General features: G+C 52.4%; 16 protein-coding genes and 14 other annotated features. Of the genes, 3 read left to right on the forward strand and 13 right to left on the reverse strand.

The window, feature by feature from the left end; translation table 11 throughout:
* Position 1 precedes the first annotated feature (1 nt).
* From yjiE to yjiO, 7 genes are all read right to left on the reverse strand, one after another.
* Positions 2-924 (reverse strand): putative LysR family transcriptional regulator gene (gene yjiE / locus STM4511; protein NP_463370.1). Within the gene, positions 2-910 belong to an annotated coding region; the region does not span the whole gene.
* Positions 919-924: a ribosome-binding site (putative RBS for yjiE; RegulonDB:STMS1H004381), on the reverse strand. (Overlaps the previous gene by 6 nt.)
* A gap of 104 nt (positions 925-1,028) precedes the next feature.
* Positions 1,029-2,212 (reverse strand): isoaspartyl dipeptidase gene (gene iadA / locus STM4512; protein NP_463371.1). Within the gene, positions 1,029-2,201 belong to an annotated coding region; the region does not span the whole gene.
* Positions 2,207-2,212, reverse strand: a ribosome-binding site (putative RBS for iadA; RegulonDB:STMS1H004382). It overlaps the preceding gene by 6 nt.
* Position 2,213: 1 nt before the next feature.
* The gene (yjiG, locus tag STM4513) for a putative permease (protein NP_463372.1) occupies positions 2,214-2,688 on the reverse strand. Within the gene, positions 2,214-2,675 belong to an annotated coding region; the region does not span the whole gene.
* Positions 2,672-3,556 (reverse strand): putative inner membrane protein, encoded by an 885-nt coding sequence (gene yjiH / locus STM4514; RefSeq protein NP_463373.3) that lies wholly within the window; start codon positions 3,554-3,556, stop codon positions 2,672-2,674. Before yjiH ends, yjiG begins: the two co-directional genes overlap by 17 nt.
* Positions 2,683-2,688 (reverse strand) — a ribosome-binding site (putative RBS for yjiG; RegulonDB:STMS1H004383). Its footprint overlaps the gene before it by 6 nt.
* A 659-nt stretch (positions 3,557-4,215) precedes the next feature.
* Positions 4,216-5,410 (reverse strand): putative sugar transporter gene (yjiJ, locus tag STM4515; protein ID NP_463374.1). Within the gene, positions 4,216-5,400 belong to an annotated coding region; the region does not span the whole gene.
* Positions 5,405-5,410 (reverse strand) — a ribosome-binding site (putative RBS for yjiJ; RegulonDB:STMS1H004384). It overlaps the preceding gene by 6 nt.
* Before the next feature lie 209 nt (positions 5,411-5,619).
* Positions 5,620-6,911, reverse strand: a protein-coding gene (gene yjiN / locus STM4516) for a putative inner membrane protein (RefSeq protein ID NP_463375.1). Within the gene, positions 5,620-6,891 belong to an annotated coding region; the region does not span the whole gene.
* Positions 6,906-6,911 (reverse strand) — a ribosome-binding site (putative RBS for yjiN; RegulonDB:STMS1H004385). (Overlaps the previous gene by 6 nt.)
* A gap of 66 nt (positions 6,912-6,977) precedes the next feature.
* Positions 6,978-8,235, reverse strand: a protein-coding gene (yjiO, locus tag STM4517; protein NP_463376.1) for a putative MFS family transport protein. Within the gene, positions 6,978-8,219 belong to an annotated coding region; the region does not span the whole gene.
* Positions 8,230-8,235, reverse strand: a ribosome-binding site (putative RBS for yjiO; RegulonDB:STMS1H004386). (Overlaps the previous gene by 6 nt.)
* A gap of 456 nt (positions 8,236-8,691) precedes the next feature.
* Positions 8,692-8,697 (forward strand) — a ribosome-binding site (putative RBS for STM4518; RegulonDB:STMS1H004387).
* On the opposite strand from yjiO, the gene STM4518 reads away from it, so the two are divergent.
* Positions 8,692-9,213, forward strand: a protein-coding gene (locus tag STM4518; RefSeq protein NP_463377.1) for a putative inner membrane protein. Within the gene, positions 8,698-9,213 belong to an annotated coding region; the region does not span the whole gene. Its footprint overlaps the feature before it by 6 nt.
* Before the next feature lie 173 nt (positions 9,214-9,386).
* Positions 9,387-9,392: a ribosome-binding site (putative RBS for STM4519; RegulonDB:STMS1H004388), on the forward strand.
* Positions 9,387-10,764, forward strand: a protein-coding gene (locus STM4519; protein ID NP_463378.1) for a putative NAD-dependent aldehyde dehydrogenase. Within the gene, positions 9,394-10,764 belong to an annotated coding region; the region does not span the whole gene. (Overlaps the previous feature by 6 nt.)
* 94 nt (positions 10,765-10,858) lie before the next feature.
* Here the strand turns inward: STM4519 and STM4520 are convergent.
* On the reverse strand, positions 10,859-11,002 hold the full coding sequence (locus tag STM4520) for a putative cytoplasmic protein (protein NP_463379.1): 144 nt from the start codon (positions 11,000-11,002) through the stop codon (positions 10,859-10,861).
* Positions 10,957-10,962, forward strand: a ribosome-binding site (putative RBS for yjiS; RegulonDB:STMS1H004389). It overlaps the preceding gene by 6 nt.
* Between STM4520 and yjiS the strand changes: the two genes are divergently transcribed.
* Positions 10,957-11,133 (forward strand): putative cytoplasmic protein gene (gene yjiS, locus STM4521; protein NP_463380.1). Within the gene, positions 10,969-11,133 belong to an annotated coding region; the region does not span the whole gene. The two genes, STM4520 and yjiS, sit on opposite strands and share 46 nt — an antisense overlap.
* A gap of 74 nt (positions 11,134-11,207) precedes the next feature.
* On the opposite strand, the gene STM4522 is transcribed toward yjiS, so the two are convergent.
* The 5 genes from STM4522 to hsdR form a co-directional block, all read right to left on the reverse strand.
* Positions 11,208-11,916 (reverse strand): putative inner membrane protein gene (locus STM4522; RefSeq protein ID NP_463381.1). Within the gene, positions 11,208-11,909 belong to an annotated coding region; the region does not span the whole gene.
* Positions 11,911-11,916, reverse strand: a ribosome-binding site (putative RBS for STM4522; RegulonDB:STMS1H004390). It overlaps the preceding gene by 6 nt.
* A 66-nt stretch (positions 11,917-11,982) precedes the next feature.
* Positions 11,983-12,330, reverse strand: a protein-coding gene (gene yjiW, locus STM4523) for a putative SOS response protein (RefSeq protein ID NP_463382.1). Within the gene, positions 11,983-12,315 belong to an annotated coding region; the region does not span the whole gene.
* Positions 12,325-12,330 (reverse strand) — a ribosome-binding site (putative RBS for yjiW; RegulonDB:STMS1H004391). Its footprint overlaps the gene before it by 6 nt.
* A gap of 211 nt (positions 12,331-12,541) precedes the next feature.
* The gene (gene hsdS / locus STM4524) for a specificity determinant for hsdM and hsdR (protein NP_463383.1) occupies positions 12,542-13,962 on the reverse strand. Within the gene, positions 12,542-13,951 belong to an annotated coding region; the region does not span the whole gene.
* The gene (hsdM, locus tag STM4525) for a DNA methylase M, host modification (protein NP_463384.1) occupies positions 13,948-15,548 on the reverse strand. Within the gene, positions 13,948-15,537 belong to an annotated coding region; the region does not span the whole gene. The genes hsdS and hsdM overlap by 15 nt, the downstream gene beginning before the upstream one ends.
* Positions 13,957-13,962 (reverse strand) — a ribosome-binding site (putative RBS for hsdS; RegulonDB:STMS1H004392). Its footprint overlaps the gene before it by 6 nt.
* Positions 15,543-15,548: a ribosome-binding site (putative RBS for hsdM; RegulonDB:STMS1H004393), on the reverse strand. (Lies within the gene hsdM.)
* Before the next feature lie 146 nt (positions 15,549-15,694).
* Positions 15,695-19,224 (reverse strand): endonuclease R gene (gene hsdR / locus STM4526; RefSeq protein NP_463385.1). Within the gene, positions 15,695-19,204 belong to an annotated coding region; the region does not span the whole gene.
* Positions 19,219-19,224, reverse strand: a ribosome-binding site (putative RBS for hsdR; RegulonDB:STMS1H004394). It overlaps the preceding gene by 6 nt.
* Positions 19,225-19,299: the final 75 nt, after the last annotated feature.

The raw sequence follows: 19,299 nt of genomic DNA on the forward strand, positions 1-19,299 counted from the left end.
TTTACAGCGCGGCCTGAAGCCCACGCAGGTCGCGCCAAAATGTTTCGGCTACCTGACTCATGCGGGTATTCATGCGATAAGCATAAGCCTGGATCGGGATAACCAGTTCGTCGGCATCAAGCACTATCAGGCGCCCGTCGGTAATCTCCTGACGGATAGCATACTCGGGCAACCAGGCGATTCCGCAGCCGTCCATCGCAACCTGTTTTAACAATTCACTCATCGAAGAGACGAAAAATGTACTGAAACTCAGTTCAGCATGGCGAGTCAGGGTACGATTTATCAATCGGCCCATATAGGAGTTCTGACTGTAATTAAGCAGGGGAAAGTGCGGCTGCTCAAGCGTATAGCGCGGCTCGCCCCGGCCATTGTTGGCGCAAACCGGAAACAGTCTCGACTCAAACAGGCGGATATTATCAAACGGCGCTTGTTGCAGGTTTTCATCGTGATAAGAAAAGATAAAATCGCTTTGCCCCTCACGTAACATATCCACCGCCTGGTCGACATCTATCGCCTCAACGGCGTAGGTAAACTGCGTAGGCATCTGCTTAACGATGGTCGGCAACAGGCCGAGGGAGAGCGAGTGGGCGGCGGCAATCTTGATTTTACGCAGCGTATAATCGCTGCCGCCGCGCAGTTCGGTCAGATTACTTTCCAGCTGCTGTAACAGGTGGCGAACCTGGGAGTGAAAGATTTTACCCTGTTCGGAAAGCTGTAGCGGCGAGACCTGTCGGTTAAACAGTTCAACGCCCACGGCATGTTCCAGGGCGCGAATCCGCCGGCTAAAAGCGGGTTGCGATACGTTGCGGATAATGGCGGCCTGAGAGAAATTGCGGCACTTTTCCAGCGTCAGAAAATCATATAGCCATTTTGTCTCAATATTGTGCAAACCTGCTCCAGTTACATCCATTTACCGTTATCCTGTCAGCCGCCCGAAGGGGCATTCTACGTCCATTCGGGCGGCTGACAACCGCTTATCCCATCCTCTTTCAGAATGCCGTGATGGGGCAGCCTGAAACTAGCGGGAATTACGCCGGTTCAAAGGTACCTTTTACGCAGGCTTTCCCCTCATTGACCATGCGTTTGCCGCGCGCATACACCTGCTCAATGCGTAAATCTGCGCTAAAGACGAGCAGATCCGCATCGTTACCGGGACGGATTTCGCCTTTGCCGTCCAGACTGAGGAAGGCGGCTACGCTGGTCGTCAGCGGACGCAGAGCATTGGCCAGGCTGAATCCGTAGTGGTTAACCAGCGTCTGCAACGTCTCCAGCAAACTTTCGAAGCCCGCGACGCCGATACCCGTCAGATTTCCGGCAGCGTCAAATAGCGGCTGGCTGCCGTTACCGTCTGAACTGAGCGTCACCCGGGAAAGCGGGACGCCGGCTTTTACCGCTCTGGCAATGCCCTCCGCCGGCGCGACGGGATCCGGAATACTGGTGGTAATGTCGATCACGCCGCCTTTAAGCGCAAACGCCAGCGCCTGCTCGAAAAGAGATTCGCTACGGTTGACGTGGGTAGGCAGCAGTTTACCGATCGGCACGTCGCTGTTTTCCAGGATGTCATACAGCGGCTGTAACCCTTTTTTGCTGCTGCCCATATGAAAAACGCTGACACCAGGTTTGCCCCCCAGCAGGCCGCCAACGCGTGATTCGGCGGCCATGCTGGCGAGTTGATTCCCGCTGGGCGCGGCGGAACGGTGGTCGGAGACTGCGCATTTCACGCCAATGACGCGGTCGATCAGCGCGACGTCTTTTTCTACCGAGCCAGTAATGGTCGGCGACGGAACGTGATAAGCGCCCGTGAGCATCCAGGCGGTGATCCCCTCCTCATTTAGCGCTCGCGTTTTGGCTAACAGCGACGCGGGATGACGGCTGACGGAGTCGGTGCCAAGCAGGCCGACGACCGTTGTTATCCCGGCTTCCGTCAGGCGGCTCAGAGAGACTTCCGGCGTCCGCGTCGTCGGCCCCGCTTCGCCGCCGCCGCCGATCAGATGAACGTGTTGGTCGATAAAGCCCGGGCACAGCATACGGCCGCTAAGATTAATCACCGTACAGTCCGGTACGATATCGCCGGGGATGCCAGCGCCGACGGCAATAATTTTGCCATTCGCGAGTAGAACATCGCAGATGCCCCGGTCTTCTGGCGCAAACAGGTGCGCACCCTGTAATAAGGTAAACTCCGCGGCGGATAAATCAGGCATGATAACTCCTTATTAAACAATAAGCTGCATGACCCAGATCGACAGCAGCGCATTGATGGCGCAGACTGCGATAATATGCGGGTAATATTTGGCGTTGACTTCGGCAGTACCGAGACAGCGGCCGACATTCTGTACCGGGTTTCCCATCAGGTAAATGGCTGGCAGTAGTACGGTAACATCGTGGCCGCTTAGCGCGCCGGCGGTAGCCAGACTGGCCGCCACGCCAACGGCGCCGCCCATACTCATCAGCGAAGCCAGAAGCACCGTAGCCGCTTCGCCGGGAAGCCCCCACAACGCCATCACGGGCTGGCAGATATGGCCTACCCAGTCGAGCAGACCGGTAATTTTCAGCGCCTGAATAATGACAAATGCCATGACCACATTGGGTAACAGGTTGGTCGTGGCGATGGTAAAACCGCGGCGTGCGCCATCGATAAACATATCCATGACATTCTTACGTACCTGAGTCGTCATGATTGGGCTCCTTGCGCAGGGTGACGGCGTTCTTCGATGTTAATCCAGATGCGCAAAAGGTTTGCGCCGATAAATTTGAATAGCAGAATGACCACCAGCGGAATGATGACTGACGTTCCCAGAAAGGCGAATACCGCAACGCCGGAGGAGAAATAGTTGGTGATAATAGCGCTGCCGCTGGTCTGCCAGGCGGCAAAAATCACTTTATCGCGTTCAGTGATTTCGCCTTCCTGCGCCAGTTCTTTGGTCATACCCGCCGCGGCGTCGGTATTTTGCAGGTTGGCGATCAGCGCCAGTGAGCAAATGCCAGGAATGCCAAGCAACGGTTTCAGGATGGGCGTCATCAGTTGCTGCGCCGCCCGCAGACCGCCCAGTCCATCCGTAATCGCGATGATACCCAGAGAAAGGATAACCGACGGTGCCAGCTCCAGCGCAAAAAGGAAGCCATCTTTCGCGCCCGTTCCGCCCGCGCCACGAAAGGTCTGCGTACCGGTCACATGACCGAATGACCCGTTGAGTACGGTAAAATCAAAAACGCGCCACCAGCCTTCGCTTCCGGAAAATACGCCGGAAAAGAAAATAATGGTGAGAAAAAACGCCAGGTATCCCTTTATCCCGACCTTTTCTGTATCAAGCGGCATGGCCGCCCCGTCCACTTGTTGCGCCATAGCGATCCCCGAATTTTTTTGATGATGTGTTGGTTGTAGCCACAGGCCAAAAAGCCCGAAACAGAAAGACCTTATCAGCCATAAGGGTAAGGACAAAATGCAAGTATGTATCGTGCTATGCGTTTCTTGCATAGCAGCGCGAAAAATCACCATCCTCGCTACTGCCGGAGGCGCGGGGAACCGTGGACGGTATAACGCGAGGTAAAAAAGCAAAGAAACAGGTGTTGACGCAGGCCGGAGCTGGGAGCAGGAAAAAAGGAGAAATAAATTTGACGTTAGTCAATTTCACGCCACTTAATTATCGTTGTTAAAAAATAGGATTTTTTAACCTAAATTTTACTTTTTTACTGTAATTTTTCACGCCTTAAGAGGAATTGTCACGGTCAGGTCAGTAGCCGCTGATAGGTCAGCTTGCGCCCTAAGAATCCTACGGGCAGGTAATAAAAAACGAATAATCGAATTAATTTCATGATGTGATTTATTTATAATTGTGATGATTTGAGAGGGAGCGATAATCATCATAATGGAATATATAGCCAAAATAATTCGAGTTGCTTAAAGGCGGCAAGGGAGTGAGTCCCCAGGAGCATAGATAACGATGTGACTGGGGTGAGCAACGGCCCGTCAGGGCGAGGCCCATGGATGGGCCGGGTAATCCGTAGCCAACACATAAGCCACTTGAAGTAGGAAGGGTATATAAAATAATAGGCAGATTAATAACACTAAAAACCATAGAATAAGTATAGTTTTTAGTGGCATCTTTACCTTGAAATAACGTGTTGAGGATGTGCTATTAAAAACAGATCCTCATTGCGCCGCGAATAGCATTAAAGATACAACCCGGTGCGGAGAGCGTGGGTTTACTCTACCGCTTATTCACGTATCACAAACCGTTTTTGTTTTATCTGCTGCACAGCGCTGATCAGCGCGGCAAAAAAGAGCGCCGCGGCGCCGCAAAGCGTGGCGTTGATAATTGCCGACGCGCCATTGCCTGACAGACTGGCGGCGAGCGGACCGAGAATTTGCCCAATACCATACGTTAGCGTCACCAGGCCTAACAAATTAATATTACCCGGCGCGCTGAGTTGTCGGGCAAGCGGCATCACCAGCGAGGTTGTGCCCATAAACGTGGCGCCAAAACCAATACTGCTCAGTATTAACAGCAACAACGAGTCGCTGGCGAGAGACAGCAGCACGCAGGCGCTCTGGATCAACAGGTTCGCGGTCAGGCATGGCAGGACGCCCCAATGTTTTGCCGCCCACAGCCAGCCGAAGCAGCCGGGAATGATCGCCAGGCCGACCAACGACCAAAGGTGCGCCGTGAGTAGCGGAGAGCCCGCGCTTTTCGCCATCAGCGGCAAATAGGTAGCGACAATGATGTAGCCGAATCCGGCGAAACCGTACAACAGCGCCAGTTGCCACCAGGGCATAGGCTGATTTTCGATTCTTGCTAAGGGCGCAGGCGGCAGCGCATGAGCGCGGGGGGGAATCAATATTGCCACGATTAATAGCAATATACCGGCGAGCGCCCCGGCCCCCAGCCATAGCGAATGGGCCGAAAGCGCATAATGTAAACCGCCAATGACATATTCGTTGCCCAGTGCAATCCCGGCCCCGACGCCGGAAAAGAGCGCGGCGATCACAAACGGATGGCGGGTATGATGCAACACAATCATTGATCCAAAAATCATCATTCCCGCGCTCGCGACGCCTGCCAGGAAGCGCACCAACATGACGACCGCGGGTTGGGTAAATATCGCCATGGCCAGAATAAGAATACCGGTGGCGACCGCCGAAGCCAGCAGCATGGGGCGTAGACGAGAGGGGAGATGAAAAAGGCCAAAGGAAAACAGTAAGCTTCCCGCCAGGTACCCTGCATAATTGGCGCTGGCAATCCAGGAGAGTTGGTTAAACGTTAGCTGCTTTTCCGCCAGCATTACCGGCAGCATGGGCGTATACAGAAAGCGGCCAACTCCCATCCCCAGCGTCAATACCATCATACCGAAAAGCGCCGTAAAAATGGGATGGCGAGGTGAAGCGCTCTGAGCATGAACCATGGTTTTTCTCTTTGCTAAAGTAAGGCAAGAATGCCTGATTGTTGTTGCAAATGATAATAAAAAGTAAAATTAATGTTTCAAATTTGCAAGAAAAGAAAGTGAAGCGCAGGCGAATAACGGATTGAGAAGAGGGGCATCGGTGGGAAATGGCATTAAATTAATGCCTCCCACGTGCGGGGTTTGGCAGTTAATCTGAACGAGAATTGCGCCTTCCCCTTCTTAGATACTGAGCAGTGCCGGTATTTGCGACAGTAAATATAACACCAGACCGATAGCGCCGCCGACCAGCGTGCCGTTCACGCGGATAAACTGCAAATCTTTACCGATATTAAGCTCAATCTGCTGCGACATATCGCGCGCATCCCAGCCTTTTACGGTATCGCTGATGTGGCGCGTCAGGAAGGCGGCGAATTCCGGCGCGACGCGGTGCGCGGCCTGTTCCAGATGACCGTTAAGCGAAGCGCGTAATGCGTCGTCGGCGATCAGCGTCTCGCCAAACCATTGTCCGGCATGAGCGATGCGCTGCTTCACCTTTGAGTCTTCGGCGTTGATATCTGTTTTTAACCACTGGCGTAGATCCGCCCAGATTTCGCCGAGATAACGGTTAAACGCCTCATCTTCCTTCAGGTAACTTTTAATGTTTTCTGCCCGGGCAGCCATTTCCGGATCATGTTTAAGTTTATCGATCAGCTTATACGTCGCGCGATCGAAGGCATGACGAATCTGATGCGCGCGGTCGTGACTGATATCATCCAGCAGAGAATTCACCGCGTCGGAGACCAGTTCAGCGCTGTGTTCTCCCAGCCATTCGGTCGGCAGAATCTTCGCTTTTAACGGATGTTCGGTCTCCAGCCAGCGTATGATCTGTCTGGCGATAAATGTTCGGGAGCTGTCACGCTGTAACAGGGCGATAAGCTGGGCGATCAGCGTATCGAGTAACACCTGGTGACGATCGTTTTTGGTCATGCTTTCCAGCATCAGGGCGCTGGTGCCGGAAAGATCCACTTTATCAATCGCCTTATGTACCGCTCGCTTGAGCAGCCGCTGAATACGGGCGTCATCGGTTAGTTCCAGAAAGCCGCTCATAATTTGCAGCAGATGCTGCCCGACCCGGCTGGCGTTGTCCGGCTGGCTGAACCAGTTTCCGATAAGCAGCGCGGGTTCATGGCGGCGGATTAGCGCGATCAGCGACTGCGTATCAAGGAACTTCTCCTGCACAAATTGCCCAAGATTTTCGCCGATTCGGTCTTTATTACGGGGAATAATCGCCGTATGTCGTGAAATAAACGGAATGGGAATGCGGCGAAACAGCGCCACCACGGCAAACCAGTCCGCCAGCGCGCCAACCATCGCCGCTTCGGCAATAGCTTTTGCGCCCAGCACCCAAAAACTGGGCGGCAGGAAAAGCGTGGTCACAAACGTCGCGGCGGCTATCAGCAACAGTGAGAGCGCCAGGCGTTTGGCGCGTTTGAGTTCGGCGATTTTATTCATAGGGTTAAGGATAGAGCCAGACGGCAGGAACGTGCAAAAAACATCAGATTATCCTGTGCCGGATAAGCCTCTATCCGGCAGAGTGTTTACTTCTCAGCGGCCAGTTCTGCCGCCTCATGCTGGCGCACGCGCTGTAATAGTGTCGCCAGAGTGAAGACCACAATCACCCCGGCCACCGCTGCCAGCAGGTGAAACGGCAGTCTCCCGCCGTGAAACCACAGCCAGCGGCCAACTTCGACCGACACCGCCATCACCGTCAGAATCACCATGTTCAGCGAGGCCGAAACCGTCCCTTTTGGCAAGTTGTTGGAAAAAAGCGTGAAGCGAAACAGCGTCGGGAAAATCATGCCAATGCCGAACGCGTACAGGCTGGTGCCCAGCACAGACCAAAGCCAGACGTGCGGCAGAAGAAGATTACCGAGGAGTAATGTCGCCAGCCCGCTTAACTGGATTGGTACGGCGCGCCAGATAAAACGCGGTCGGGTCGGATCTTTCACCAGGCGCACAACGATCATATTGGCCACGATCACCGCGCCGAATACGGGCACCTGCGCCCAGGCGAATTGCGAAGTACTCATCCCGCCAGCATCGATCAGGATCACCGGCGACACCGCCACCCAGCTCATCATCGGGATGTAGCTCAACGACAGCGTCGCCGCCCCGGTGAGAAAAATCGGGTTGCGAAACACATTACGAAAATCGCGCAGTACGCTCACCGCGCTGAACGGCACCGCGCCGCGTTGCACCGTTTCCGGCATCGCCAGCAGCAGGCCGCACAACGCCAACAGTCCCATCACCGCAATAATACCGAACAGCACCTTCCAGTGAACGAAGTGCATCAGCGCGGCGCCGGAGAGCGGGCCGATAACCGGAGCGACCAGCACAATGGAGGTAATAATCGCCATCAGCTTAATGGCTTTGGTTTGACCGAAGGCCTCCTGTACCGTGACGTAGCCGACCGTTGCGATAAAGCAAATGCTGGTGCCCTGCACAAAACGGGCAACCAGAAACTGCGTCATTGAGGTCGTCAACAGCGTTGCCGCGCAGGCGAGAGTAAAAATTAATGCCCCTGCAATCAGCACTGGCCGGCGGCCAATCCTGTCGGATAGCGGCCCCAGAAGCCATTGCAACGCCATTCCGCCCGCCAGATAGAGACTGACCGAGGCCGGCGCAAGACTGACGTCAGCATTAAAATCGCGCACGACGTTAATGATGCCAGGCTGAATCAGATCCGTCGTCAGATAGGCGGCAAAATCGTACAAAATCAGCGCCATCGGGAAAAATAACGTTGTGGCGCGTTGGGAGAAAAACTGAATAATCCGTTGCATAAAAAATGCGCTCCATGTCGGAGAACCCCATGATGGGATAGCGAAACTCAATACCGTCATCGTGACGTCAGGCAGGCGATAGAAACAGCGGCTGCGGATGTACTGAATTTCATGTAATCAAAAACGCTGCCGGTGAAAACACAGACAGGAAGAGACGCGTTCTGAATCTCGTCAGAACGTGTGGCGATTACAGATAACAATCAGCACATCACACCTCGGGAAATTTACGTTGCACGGAAAATATACACATTAAGTGTAATTAAATTTTGATGTTAATCAAAAGAGTTTGTCTGGTTAATAAAGATAAAGGCAGGGTGCGCAGGCTGGTATTTTGCGTGCTCAGTTCCGAAAATGCATGTGCATTACAGATAACAGGATTTATCTTCCGTCGCGCCTCGCAATGCTGAAAAGGTACGGATGAGAAAGGAATTTTCAGGAGGTAGAGTCGCAGCATCCTGGTTTGGGGGGACGGAGCGCCATGAAAAAATCGACGACCTCAACACCGCATGATGCGGTGTTTAAAACCTTTTTGCGCCACCCGGAAACCGCCCGCGATTTTATGGAGATTCATCTGCCGGTGTCGTTACGCCAGCTTTGCGACCTGCTGGGACTGGTTGAACGAATTGCTTCGCTGTTAGTTACTGGTTGCGCTAATGACAGGCAGCTTAAAGCGCTGTTTAATTATCTTATGATTCAGCACGGACATACGCCTCGTTTCACCACGTTTATTCGTGATGTGGTAGGGCATGTCCCGCACACTAAGGAGAGACTGATGACGCTGATAGAGAGGATCCGCGCAGCGGATCGCAGAAAAGGGGAACGGCAAGGAAGACAGGTTGGTCTGGAGGAAGGGCTGGAAAAAGGGCTGGAAAAAGGTCAGCGCGTTGCCGCATTGCGTATCGCCAAACAGATGCTGGCGGACGGACTTGACCGCGAGACTGTCCAGCGGTTCACCGGCCTTACGGCTGAAGAGCTTCAGGATGTTAGCCACTAACGCGGTTCCAGTCTGAATGTTGCAGGCCCGGTGCCCGCCGGGCAACGCTCTCTATAATTATCGCTGATAACCTCACGAATATACCGAACTTTACCGATAGCGCCAGCCATCTCTACTACCCTTATTGTTCTGAGCGGCATTTACGGCTGCCTTAATGACGATAACAAGGAGACATGTGATATGGCTTACCAGACAGTGAATCCTGCCAATAATCAGCTCATTAAAGAGTACCCCCCGCACACGGACGCGGATATTGAAGCCGCGCTGCAAAAAGCTGACGCGCTCTATCACTCCGATTGGTCCAAAGGAGAGATTGACCAACGTCTGCCGGTACTGCATAAGCTGGCTGACTTGATCGACAGCCGTGTTGAAGAACTGGCAAAAATCGCCAGCCAGGAGATGGGCAAGCTCATCGAGCAGAGCCGTGGCGAAGTCAAACTGTGTGCGCAGATCGCTCGCTATTATGCGGATAAAGCGAAGCAGTTTCTTGCCCCGGTGCCTTATAAAACCGAGTTTGGCGACGCGTGGGTAGAACATCATCCGATTGGCGTCATCATGGCTGTTGAGCCGTGGAACTTCCCGTACTATCAGTTGATGCGTGTGCTGGCGCCGAACCTGGCCGCAGGTAACCCGGTGCTGGCGAAACATGCCAGCATCGTACCGCACTGCGCCGAGACGTTTGCCCATCTGGTGCGTGAAGCCGGCGCGCCGGAAGGCGCATGGACCAACCTGTTTATTTCCTCCGATCAGGTGGCGAACATCATCGCCGACCCGCGCGTGCAGGGCGCGGCGCTCACCGGATCTGAAAAAGCGGGGAGCGCCGTGGCGGCACAGGCGGCGAAGCACATTAAAAAATCGACGCTGGAACTGGGCGGGAACGATGTGTTCGTCGTGCTGGACGATGCCGATCTTGAGAAAGCGGTGAAAATTGGCGTGCAGGCACGGCTCACTAATGCGGGGCAGGTATGTACGGCGGCGAAGCGCTTTATCCTGCATGAGAAAATCGCCGATCAATTCCTCAGCCAGTTCACCGAGGCGTTCAGGAAGGTGAAGGTGGGGGATCAGATGGACGCTTCTACCGAACTGGGGCCGCTGTCGTCGAAAGATGCGCTGGAAACATTGACCAGACAGGTCGAGGAAGCGGTGAAAAATGGCGCGACGCTGCACGTTGGTGGCAAGCCGCTGGAAAGCAAAGGCAACTTCTTTGAGCCGACCATTCTGACCCATATTACGCGTGACAACCCGGCGTACTTTGAAGAGTTCTTCGGCCCGGTGGCGCAGATGTATGTGGTGAAAGACGATGACGAGGCGGTAAAACTCGCCAACGATTCCCACTACGGCCTGGGCGGTGCGGTGTTTAGTCAGAATATCGAACGCGCTAAACGCATGGCCTCCCGGATTGAAACCGGGATGGTTTATATCAACTGGCTGACCGACACCGCAGCGGAGCTGCCGTTCGGCGGCGTTAAGCGTTCGGGCTTCGGACGCGAGCTATCGGATCTGGGGATTAAGGAGTTTGTGAACCAGAAGCTGGTAGTGGTGCGCCGCTAATCCCTGTTGCCCCTCTGAAATCGGGAGGGGCCTGGCTTTTTGCAGCGAAGGACGCGGATCTTAAATCAGAACGAAATAAGCGAACAAAACCCCCTCAATTGCCCTCCTTATTTATCCACGTTGCACTAACCGTGCTTTTTATCCCGGTATTGTTTGTACAGACATTCATGATGCCCGCATTTTCTGTTCTATGCGGAGGCCGGTATGGAATTTTACGAGAACCGCCCCAGACAACCATTCATTGGCTTTGTGCAGCTCAGACGGGCGCTAAAAAGGTGGTGGCTGCGTAAGCGGGCCTGTCAGGCGCTGCGACGAATGAGTGACGAGCAGTTAAGGGATATCGGGTTGGAAAGGAAGGATGTGGAATAGTGAATCTATTCAAGGGCAATAGTAATTAAAGGATTTTATGATATATTACTATGCCCTTATGTTATGCGTGCTCACTATTTTATATCATTTATATTAATATCATTAATCTTTTTCTCAATGTATTTTTCTGGTTTTATTTTGGTTTTTTGCTCAATCGCATGATATTTTTCCTTATCAATGGTTATAGTCATTTTTTCTTTTTTGTTAAATATGCCAGGGATGATAATCGCTGCTGCAATTATCAATAATATTATTATTGCTGCATGAATTTTGTGTTTGGGAAATGCTTTTAATAGAGTACACAGGATTGTTATACCCTTATGTATAAGATAAGGAAAAGATAGAAATAAAACAAATGGGCAAGCAAAATTTATGACATGTTTCCCATAGTAATTATTATTTATTGTTAGCGAATCAATACAGAATGCCATCACACAAAATAGAAATATTCCGAAGCATAAGAAGGATATAATGAAAGAACCTTGCATAATTCTTTTATGCAACTCTTGCAAAATACTATTTGTGATCTTTTCCAGTTTAGTGTTATGACAAATAACTACCAACATCGCAAAAAAAATCTCAGATAAAGCAAGCGAAAATAACGTATTGAAGGCCATGTAGCTCATCAGCGTTTCGAAAAATATACTTTGCTGAAGATAGTATGGTAATAGAGCGTTGACCTCCATAAAAAAAGTACATAGAAATCCAAGGGCGACATAAGCAATTAAACCTTCATTTCTCCAAAGCGTAATGTTTTCTTTTACTTTTAGCCGCATGATTTTCCTTCACTCATTGATATGAATTATAATTAAAGCTGGCAAGGGTTCTTTGCCAGCTTATTTTATGCGTTTACTTAGAACCTGCCATCACGTCGATAAACGCCTGCACCTGCTTTTGCTTACGCGCCGATAGCTTGCTCACCTGGCGCAGCGACTGCATCAACTCGCTTTCTTCTGGTTGCGGCTGCTGTGCCGTCAGCACAATACAGCCGTTCATCACCCTCACATCCACCTCGGTACCGGTGGCGAAACCGGCGGCTTCCAGCCACTGGCCCTTCATGGTGAGGGCGGGAATGCGGGTATAATCCGGATAACGACTCGCATAACTCACGGTAAGGTGACGGTTATTTGTTGGGGAGACTTCTGGATCGCACGGATCTGCAATAGAATGGACGGTAGTCATGATGGCTATTCCCTAAAATAGTGATTGTGATGAGCGATATGGCCGTGTTCCCGCACGGCCATATCGCGCTAAATACCTGTACATAACATCAGTAAATAAAAGAAAAGTCCAGCTGAAAATAGACTGTAATGGGAATGTTCAGGAATAAACTGGATATATTTTTGATGGTTATGATTGCGGGGAAATAATAAAAAGCGCACCGGGAAGGTGCGCTTGAAAATAAAGGTCAGGCTTTTTTACGCGAGGTTTTTTTACCGCCGCTGGCGGCGCGTTCGGCCTTAATTTTTTCCAGCAGGGCGGCGGCGCTGTTTTCACCGCTGATAAGTTCAGGGTTTTCCGCACGCCACTGGGCGGTCAGCTCGCCGCGGAAGGCCTTCGCCAGGATCGACTGGGTGAGGCTGTTGACGCGGGTCAGGGCGTTGTTGACCTGCTTTTCAATGGTGTCGGCGTAGGCGAAGAGTTGTTCGACGCGGCGGACGATTTCGTGTTGTTCTTGGAGTGGTGGTAGTATCAATGGGAGTGATTTTATCCTTGCCAAAGCCAACTTCCCTTGAGCTCCTGATTTTATTTCTGAATTGATAATATCCTGAAGATAACTACTTCTCAGCCATAAAGAAAGAAATCTATTGAAAATATTTTCGTTTAAATTACATATCTTGGCAGCATTTTCAGTTAAATTTGCATTATTATAAACATCTGGAATTATACCAGCATCACCAATACATGCACCAACAATAGTTATATAAAGATCTCCAGATGAGACTGTATATCTAGAAATACTTTTTTGTATATATTCTTCTAAGTATAGTTGTCCTTCAGGAAGAACAGTTCCATTTTTTAGCTGCCCTGCTCTAATATATGGAAACCCTGTATTCTCAGCTATTAATGATTCACCTTTAGGTAATCTCTTGCCACCTTTGACATCAGCAAATTGACCAATCTCACTGATTTTCCATAAAGATGGAATAGAAATATTCAATTCTGTTAACTTGAATTTATTTTTTTTATGAAGTTCTTTTGTCAGTTGCCCGTTTACTGCTGCAACTATCACTGATTGGCGAAAACGTTTCAGGATTTGTGGGATTTGCTCAAGACGTGCTTTGGTGCTGTCTACCTGCGCCAGCAGCGTATCGAGTTTTTCGGCGATGACTTTTTGTTCGGCAAGAGGTGGGACAGGAACACCATAGTTCTCAAGAAATTCTTTAGTAACACGTTTATGTCCGACTGAACCGGACATATTAAGTGCTCCATTAGTTAAAAAATCTTTAGTTTTAACTAAAGCAAACAACCAATGGGGATTAATTAACCCATTAATAGACCGAAGAACATAATATTCAGTGCTACCGGCACCATAGCCGTTAGGGAATTCTTTGATTACAACAGCTTTTCCATTTTCGAAGCATGGCGTGATTTTGGCAAAAATAACATCATCGTTCTGAAATTGAGTAAATCCTTTTTTTACTTCACTCCACTTTTTGGTTTCAAAGTTACATTTACCTAAATAGGTTGTTGGAACACCGGCCATCGGCATAAATCCAACATCTAAATCATCATCAAGTTTAAGTTTGGGATTGAGGTTGCACATTTCATTGATTGTGCTTGTAGCCCACCCCTCCGGCAATTTCCCCCCACTCATGCCTTCACCTCGCCAAACGCTTCATTCAGCAACTGACGCTGAGCATCCGCTTCATCGCCCGCGCCCAGCTCGCGCATCAGCGCATCCAGTTCGCCCAGCGCCTGTACCAGCTCGCCCATCGCTTCTGCCGCCAGCACGTCCGGCTCCGGCAGACTGTCGGCGTCGATGCTGTCTTTATCCTTCAGCCAGGAGATATCCAGCGAATCGGATTTTGCGCTGCGGATCCACTCGCGGCTGAACTTGCGCCAGCGGCTGGTGGCCTGGTGCTGGTCAGTGTTCTTGTTCTCTTCGCTGTCGGCGACTTCGCTCTCTTCGGCGTTAAAGCTCCACTCCCCTTCTTCACGCGGACTTAAGCCGTGTGGATCTTCGCCGTAGACAGTTTCAAACGGCTGCAGATGCTGCTCGGTAAACGGCGTGCGCTTGCCGAAGCTCGGCATATTGGTCCGCAGGTCATACACCCACACGTCATCGGTGCAGTTTTTATCCTGATGCGGATTGGTGACCGTGCCTTTGGTAAAGAACAGCACGTTGGTTTTGACGCCCTGGGCGTAAAAGATACCGGTCGGCAGACGCAGGATGGTGTGCAGATGGCATTTGTCCATCAGGTCGCGACGAATATCGGTGCCCTTACCGCCTTCAAACAGCACGTTATCCGGCACCACCACCGCCGCGCGGCCGCCGGGGTGCAGGGTTTCAATAATATGCTGCATAAAGCACAGCTGTTTGTTGCTGGTCGGGTGCACGAAGGTACGGGTAATGTTGGTGCCCGCGGCGCTGCCAAACGGCGGGTTGGTGGCGACGATATGTGCCTTCGGCAGGTTTTCACCGTCGCTGCCCAGCGTGTTGCCCAGACGGATAGCGCCGCCGTGGTCGAGGTTGCCTTCAATATCGTGCAGCAGACAGTTCATCAGCGCCAGACGGCGGGTGCCGGGCACCAGTTCGAGGCCGATAAACGCGCGGTGGATCTGGAAATCCTGAGTGTCGCCATCAAGGTCATCCAGATCGTTAGTCTGTGATTTCACGTAACGGTCAGCTTCAATCAAAAAGCCCGCCGTACCCGCCGCCGGGTCCTGCACCACTTCACGCGGCTGCGGTTTCAGCAGATGGATAATGGTTTTGATCAGCGGGCGTGGGGTGAAGTACTGGCCCGCGCCAGATTTGGTTTCGTTGGCGTTCTTCTGCAGCAGCCCTTCGTACATATCGCCGAAGTCGTCGCGGGATTTCCCGTGGTTGCCATTGTACCAGTCCAGCGCATCCATATAGCTGACCAGCTCAGTCAGCTGTTTGGGTTGCTCAATGGTGGTGCTGACATTATGGAATACCGCCTGCACCAGCTTTTTCTCATCTGAGCCTAACTGAACCAGCAGGTTGCGGTAGAACTGCATCTGATCCTGGCCAATACGCGATTTCAGGTCATCCCAGCGGTAGCCTTCCGGCAGGTAGTCCGCTTCCTGGCCGGTCTCTTTGCACATTTTCAAAAACAGCAGCGAGGCGAGTTCATTGACGTAGTTTTGATAGGAGACGCCGCCGTCACGCAGGTTGTCGCACAGTTTCCACAGCTTGGCGACCAGATCGTTATTGTTCATTGAAGATCCTATTTGACATGGCGACCACCATTGTGGGTCGCAAAAGTGATTGAGCGTTTCAGATGCCTGATGGCGCTTCGCTTATCAGGCCTACAGGGTTAGGTGTAGGCCGGATAAGGCATCGCCGCCATCCGGCGAAAACGGGGATGATACCCTCTTAAGCCAGTTCGTCCCAGATGTAATCGCTGAACTTATCCAGCACGCTGTCGAGGTTGTCATCAAAGGTGCGCTGTAACATTGGCTTACCGCCTCGACGGTGGAAATTGCCGGTTTTGAAGACGTCGTCGTCGAGCACCACTTTCTCTTTCAGCGCCTGCGCTAAACGGTCGAGCCAGTTTATCTGCTCGTCGCTCCAGTCGTTCTCGGCCTTGATACGCGCCAGCGCGTGATCGACACGCTCGTCAAACGGTTTGAGCGCATCGCCCACCGCCGCGCGGCGGATATGGCCGATCAGGCGGGCGGCAATATCTTCGTTGCGCGTCGCTTTCCACGCGCTGCGCAGGGACGACTCTTCAAAATGCTGGCGGTCAAACCACTCCTGCAATTCCACCAGCCCTTTACGGGTGAGGTCACGCGGGCGATTGATCACCGCCTGCAACGCGGGCTGGGCGTTCGGGGCGTGCTGCACCAGCGCATCGAACGCTTCGAGGAAATCCTGCGGTGTGTCGTAGTCGCCGTACAGCGATTTGACGCTTACCACCTCATCGTCAATATCGAGGAAAATGGGGGCCTCACGCAGGGCGTTGATATCGGTTGTCAGCCTTTCGAGACGGGCGATAAAGCCGGGAAGCTTATTGAAAATCTCGGCGCTCCAGTGCGGCCCTTTTTCCCGCAGGCGCGAAGCCAGACCACCAAAGTTAACGCCCGCGGCATCCAGGCACAGTTCGTCCAGACGGCGGACCTGCTTATCTACCGCTTCGCTGCGATCGCGGTTATAGATGGCAAGACCGATAATCCGCTGCAGCTTAGCGACCAGCTGTTCATGGCTGTGTTCGGCAAAACTGCGGCCATCCGCTTCGATGGTTTTGTAGGTTTCTGAGTCGGTAATTTCGTTGACCAGCGTTTGCAGCTCCACCTGCGGACGCACAACCACCGGGCGCATGGTATCGACGCTTTCCAGCGAGCTGTAGATATCCACGCAGTCGAAAATCTTAAAGCTGGTTTTCCCTACTGACGGACACAGACGCGTGGCGCGGCCCTTCATCTGCTCGTAGAGAATGCGGCTTTTGACTTTGCGCAGGAACACAATATTACAGATAGACGGGATATCCACGCCGGTGGTCAGCAGGTCGACGGTGACTACGATATTGGGCAGCCGCTCTTTGTTAAAGCGGACGATCATGCTTTGCACTTTCTTCGCGTCTTTATCGGCATCACCGGTGATCTTGATGATCGCGTCGTGCTCAAGCTGCGGATACTTTTTCTTAAACGCGCTACGCAGCTCGTCAACCACCATATCGGCATGGGCGTTGGTGACGCAGAACACCAGCGTTTTTTGCTGCCCGGTGGGATCCAGGTATTTGGTGAGCTCGCCGCATACCGCGCGGTTAAACGCCGGGATCACCAGGCCACGGTTAAAATCGGCGACCTCAAAATCCTGATCGTCGGCCAGCGTGTCGTTGATCAGCTCGCCCTGTGGGTTCAGGCGTTCCACCTGTTCACCCTCGGAAAGATAGACCCCGTCCTGTGCGTTGCGGGTGACGATCTGAATAGGGGGATCCTGATCGATCAGGTAACCGTCGATTACCGCCGTACGGTAGGTGTAGCGGTAAACCGGCTCGCCGAAAATATCCACCGTGTGCAGCGCTGGCGTGGCGGTCAGGGCGATTTTTACCGCGTCGAAATGATCGAGAATGCGACGGTAGGCGGAAACGTAATCCAGCTGGCTACGGAACTGCAGCTCGCCTTCGGTCTGCTCTTTATCGAGAATGTAGCCACGGTGCGCTTCATCGACCACGATACAGTCGTAGCGGCCAACCGGCATCGGTTCATCGGATTGCAGCGTGCGCTTGACCAGTGACTGCACCGTGGCGACGTGAATTTTGGTGCTGTCTTCCGGGAATTTGTCGGTTAACCCTTTGATATCAAAAATGCTGTTAAAGGTGTCGCCGTTAATGCGCGTGTCTTCAAACGCCCCCAGCGCCTGTTCGCCGAGCGAGCGACGGTCAACCAGGAACAGCACGCGTTTGAAACGCTGCGACTGGATCAGGCGGAACATTAAAGCAATGGCGGTACGGGTTTTACCGGTACCGGTCGCCATTGCCAGCAGGATGTGTTGCTGACCGTTTACGATAGCCTGTTCCACCGCGCGGACGGCATCTTCCTGGTAATAGCGCAGGCCGAGTTCGCTCATTCCGGGATTTTCGGCAAACCACTGATTTTGTTTCTGCGGATCGCTGCCCAGCATATCCAGCAGCTCTTCCGGGCGATGCCATTCCGGCAGCGCTTTCGACATGTTGGTGGTGTGGCGGACGTCGCGATACCAGATACCGCTCTTGGTCTTCATCGCCGCGCGGTATTCGCGCCCGTTGGTGGAGTAGCAGAAGGGGATTTTAAAGCGCTGTTTACCGCTGGTGTCCTGCCAGCTGATTTCATACTCCGGCACGGCGTCATGCACTTCGTCGGGAGCGTAGTGCTCCAGCAGCGTGTCGCGTAAAAATCCGTTATCGAAGTATTTACTGTAGCGGTAAGACTCGTTGAGCTTGCTGGAGACATCGGTATTTTTGCGTTTCGCTTCAACGACGGCGATGGGCTTCAGGCCAATGAACAATACGTAATCGGCAAAGCCTGTTTTTCCCGTTTCATCTGTACCTGTTGGCCATTCGGCAATCGCTTTATTGACGCCGGGTTCCGGGCGAGCGCCTTTGGCAAAGCGTAACGTTTTGCTATCTGCCTGCCAGCCCGCTTTACGCAACTGGGCGTCGATCAGGAAGCGACTCTCTTCTTCATTGAGTTCCAACGTGCGTTTGACAGCCTGGTCGGTGATTTCTTTATGATAGGCCTTACGTTCCTGTTCGGTTTGCTTCGCCAGTTCGGCATCTTTTGCTGCAAGCTGTGCCTCCAGCGCGGCCAGACGCGCTTTGGTCTGGGCTTCGGTTTCCTGCTGTTTGCCCTCAAGGATGGCAATGTAGCCGTTGAGCGCAACCAGTCTTTGCTGCTGAGCTTCCAGTTCGGCCTGGCTTTGTACTTTCTCTTGCGCCTGACGTTCCAGCTGTTGTTTCAGCGTCAGCACTTCCTGGTGATAAAGATTCTCGCCGTGTTCTGGCAGAACAAACATCGGCACCGGGAAATCGTAATCTTTGGTCACCAGCCGGTAGTACCAGACGCTGAGGCGGAACCCGAGCCGCAGGCACATCTGGGCATCGTCCAGATCGTTATGAAATTCGTGGACGGCCAGGTTACCGATACGGCGCAGCTTATGGAAAACAGAAAGGATGCTGTCATCAATAAACGCAATCTTGCCCAGTTCGCGCAGCAGGTCATGCTGGTTTTCGCAGGCCGGTATATCCAGCAACTGGCCGAGATGTTTCGCGGTGGCTTCGCCAAACATGCGCATTTTTATCAGAGTGGTATTAGGATCGTCCGGATAGTTGTTTTCCGCCGCGCAGGCGATGGCGTAAATGAAGTCGTTGACGCCTTTGAGAAAGTCGAAGTTAGATTTGTTCATTTTTATCTATCCGGTTCCTGAGCGGGAAGACGTTATTACCCTGTGCCGTAAAGGGAAAATAACAGACCCATGGTAGACTTCATATTGTGTGTGAT

Origin of the sequence: Salmonella enterica subsp. enterica serovar Typhimurium str. LT2, from assembly GCF_000006945.2 — a bacterium.
Lineage (GTDB): Bacteria > Pseudomonadota > Gammaproteobacteria > Enterobacterales > Enterobacteriaceae > Salmonella > Salmonella enterica.

Coding starts and splice junctions, on each gene's coding strand:
- yjiW (NP_463382.1), bottom strand. CDS start 12,315: ATGACTACCGTCCATTCTATTGCAGATCCGTGCGATCCAGAAGTCTCC.
- yjiN (NP_463375.1), bottom strand. CDS start 6,891: ATGAATAAAATCGCCGAACTCAAACGCGCCAAACGCCTGGCGCTCTCA.
- STM4518 (NP_463377.1), top strand. CDS start 8,698: ATGAAAAAATCGACGACCTCAACACCGCATGATGCGGTGTTTAAAACC.
- hsdM (NP_463384.1), bottom strand. CDS start 15,537: ATGAACAATAACGATCTGGTCGCCAAGCTGTGGAAACTGTGCGACAAC.
- yjiO (NP_463376.1), bottom strand. CDS start 8,219: ATGCAACGGATTATTCAGTTTTTCTCCCAACGCGCCACAACGTTATTT.
- hsdR (NP_463385.1), bottom strand. CDS start 19,204: ATGAACAAATCTAACTTCGACTTTCTCAAAGGCGTCAACGACTTCATT.
- yjiG (NP_463372.1), bottom strand. CDS start 2,675: ATGACGACTCAGGTACGTAAGAATGTCATGGATATGTTTATCGATGGC.
- yjiS (NP_463380.1), top strand. CDS start 10,969: ATGGAATTTTACGAGAACCGCCCCAGACAACCATTCATTGGCTTTGTG.
- STM4522 (NP_463381.1), bottom strand. CDS start 11,909: ATGCGGCTAAAAGTAAAAGAAAACATTACGCTTTGGAGAAATGAAGGT.
- hsdS (NP_463383.1), bottom strand. CDS start 13,951: ATGAGTGGGGGGAAATTGCCGGAGGGGTGGGCTACAAGCACAATCAAT.
- STM4520 (NP_463379.1), bottom strand. CDS start 11,002: ATGGTTGTCTGGGGCGGTTCTCGTAAAATTCCATACCGGCCTCCGCAT.
- STM4519 (NP_463378.1), top strand. CDS start 9,394: ATGGCTTACCAGACAGTGAATCCTGCCAATAATCAGCTCATTAAAGAG.
- iadA (NP_463371.1), bottom strand. CDS start 2,201: ATGCCTGATTTATCCGCCGCGGAGTTTACCTTATTACAGGGTGCGCAC.
- yjiJ (NP_463374.1), bottom strand. CDS start 5,400: ATGGTTCATGCTCAGAGCGCTTCACCTCGCCATCCCATTTTTACGGCG.
- yjiE (NP_463370.1), bottom strand. CDS start 910: ATGGATGTAACTGGAGCAGGTTTGCACAATATTGAGACAAAATGGCTA.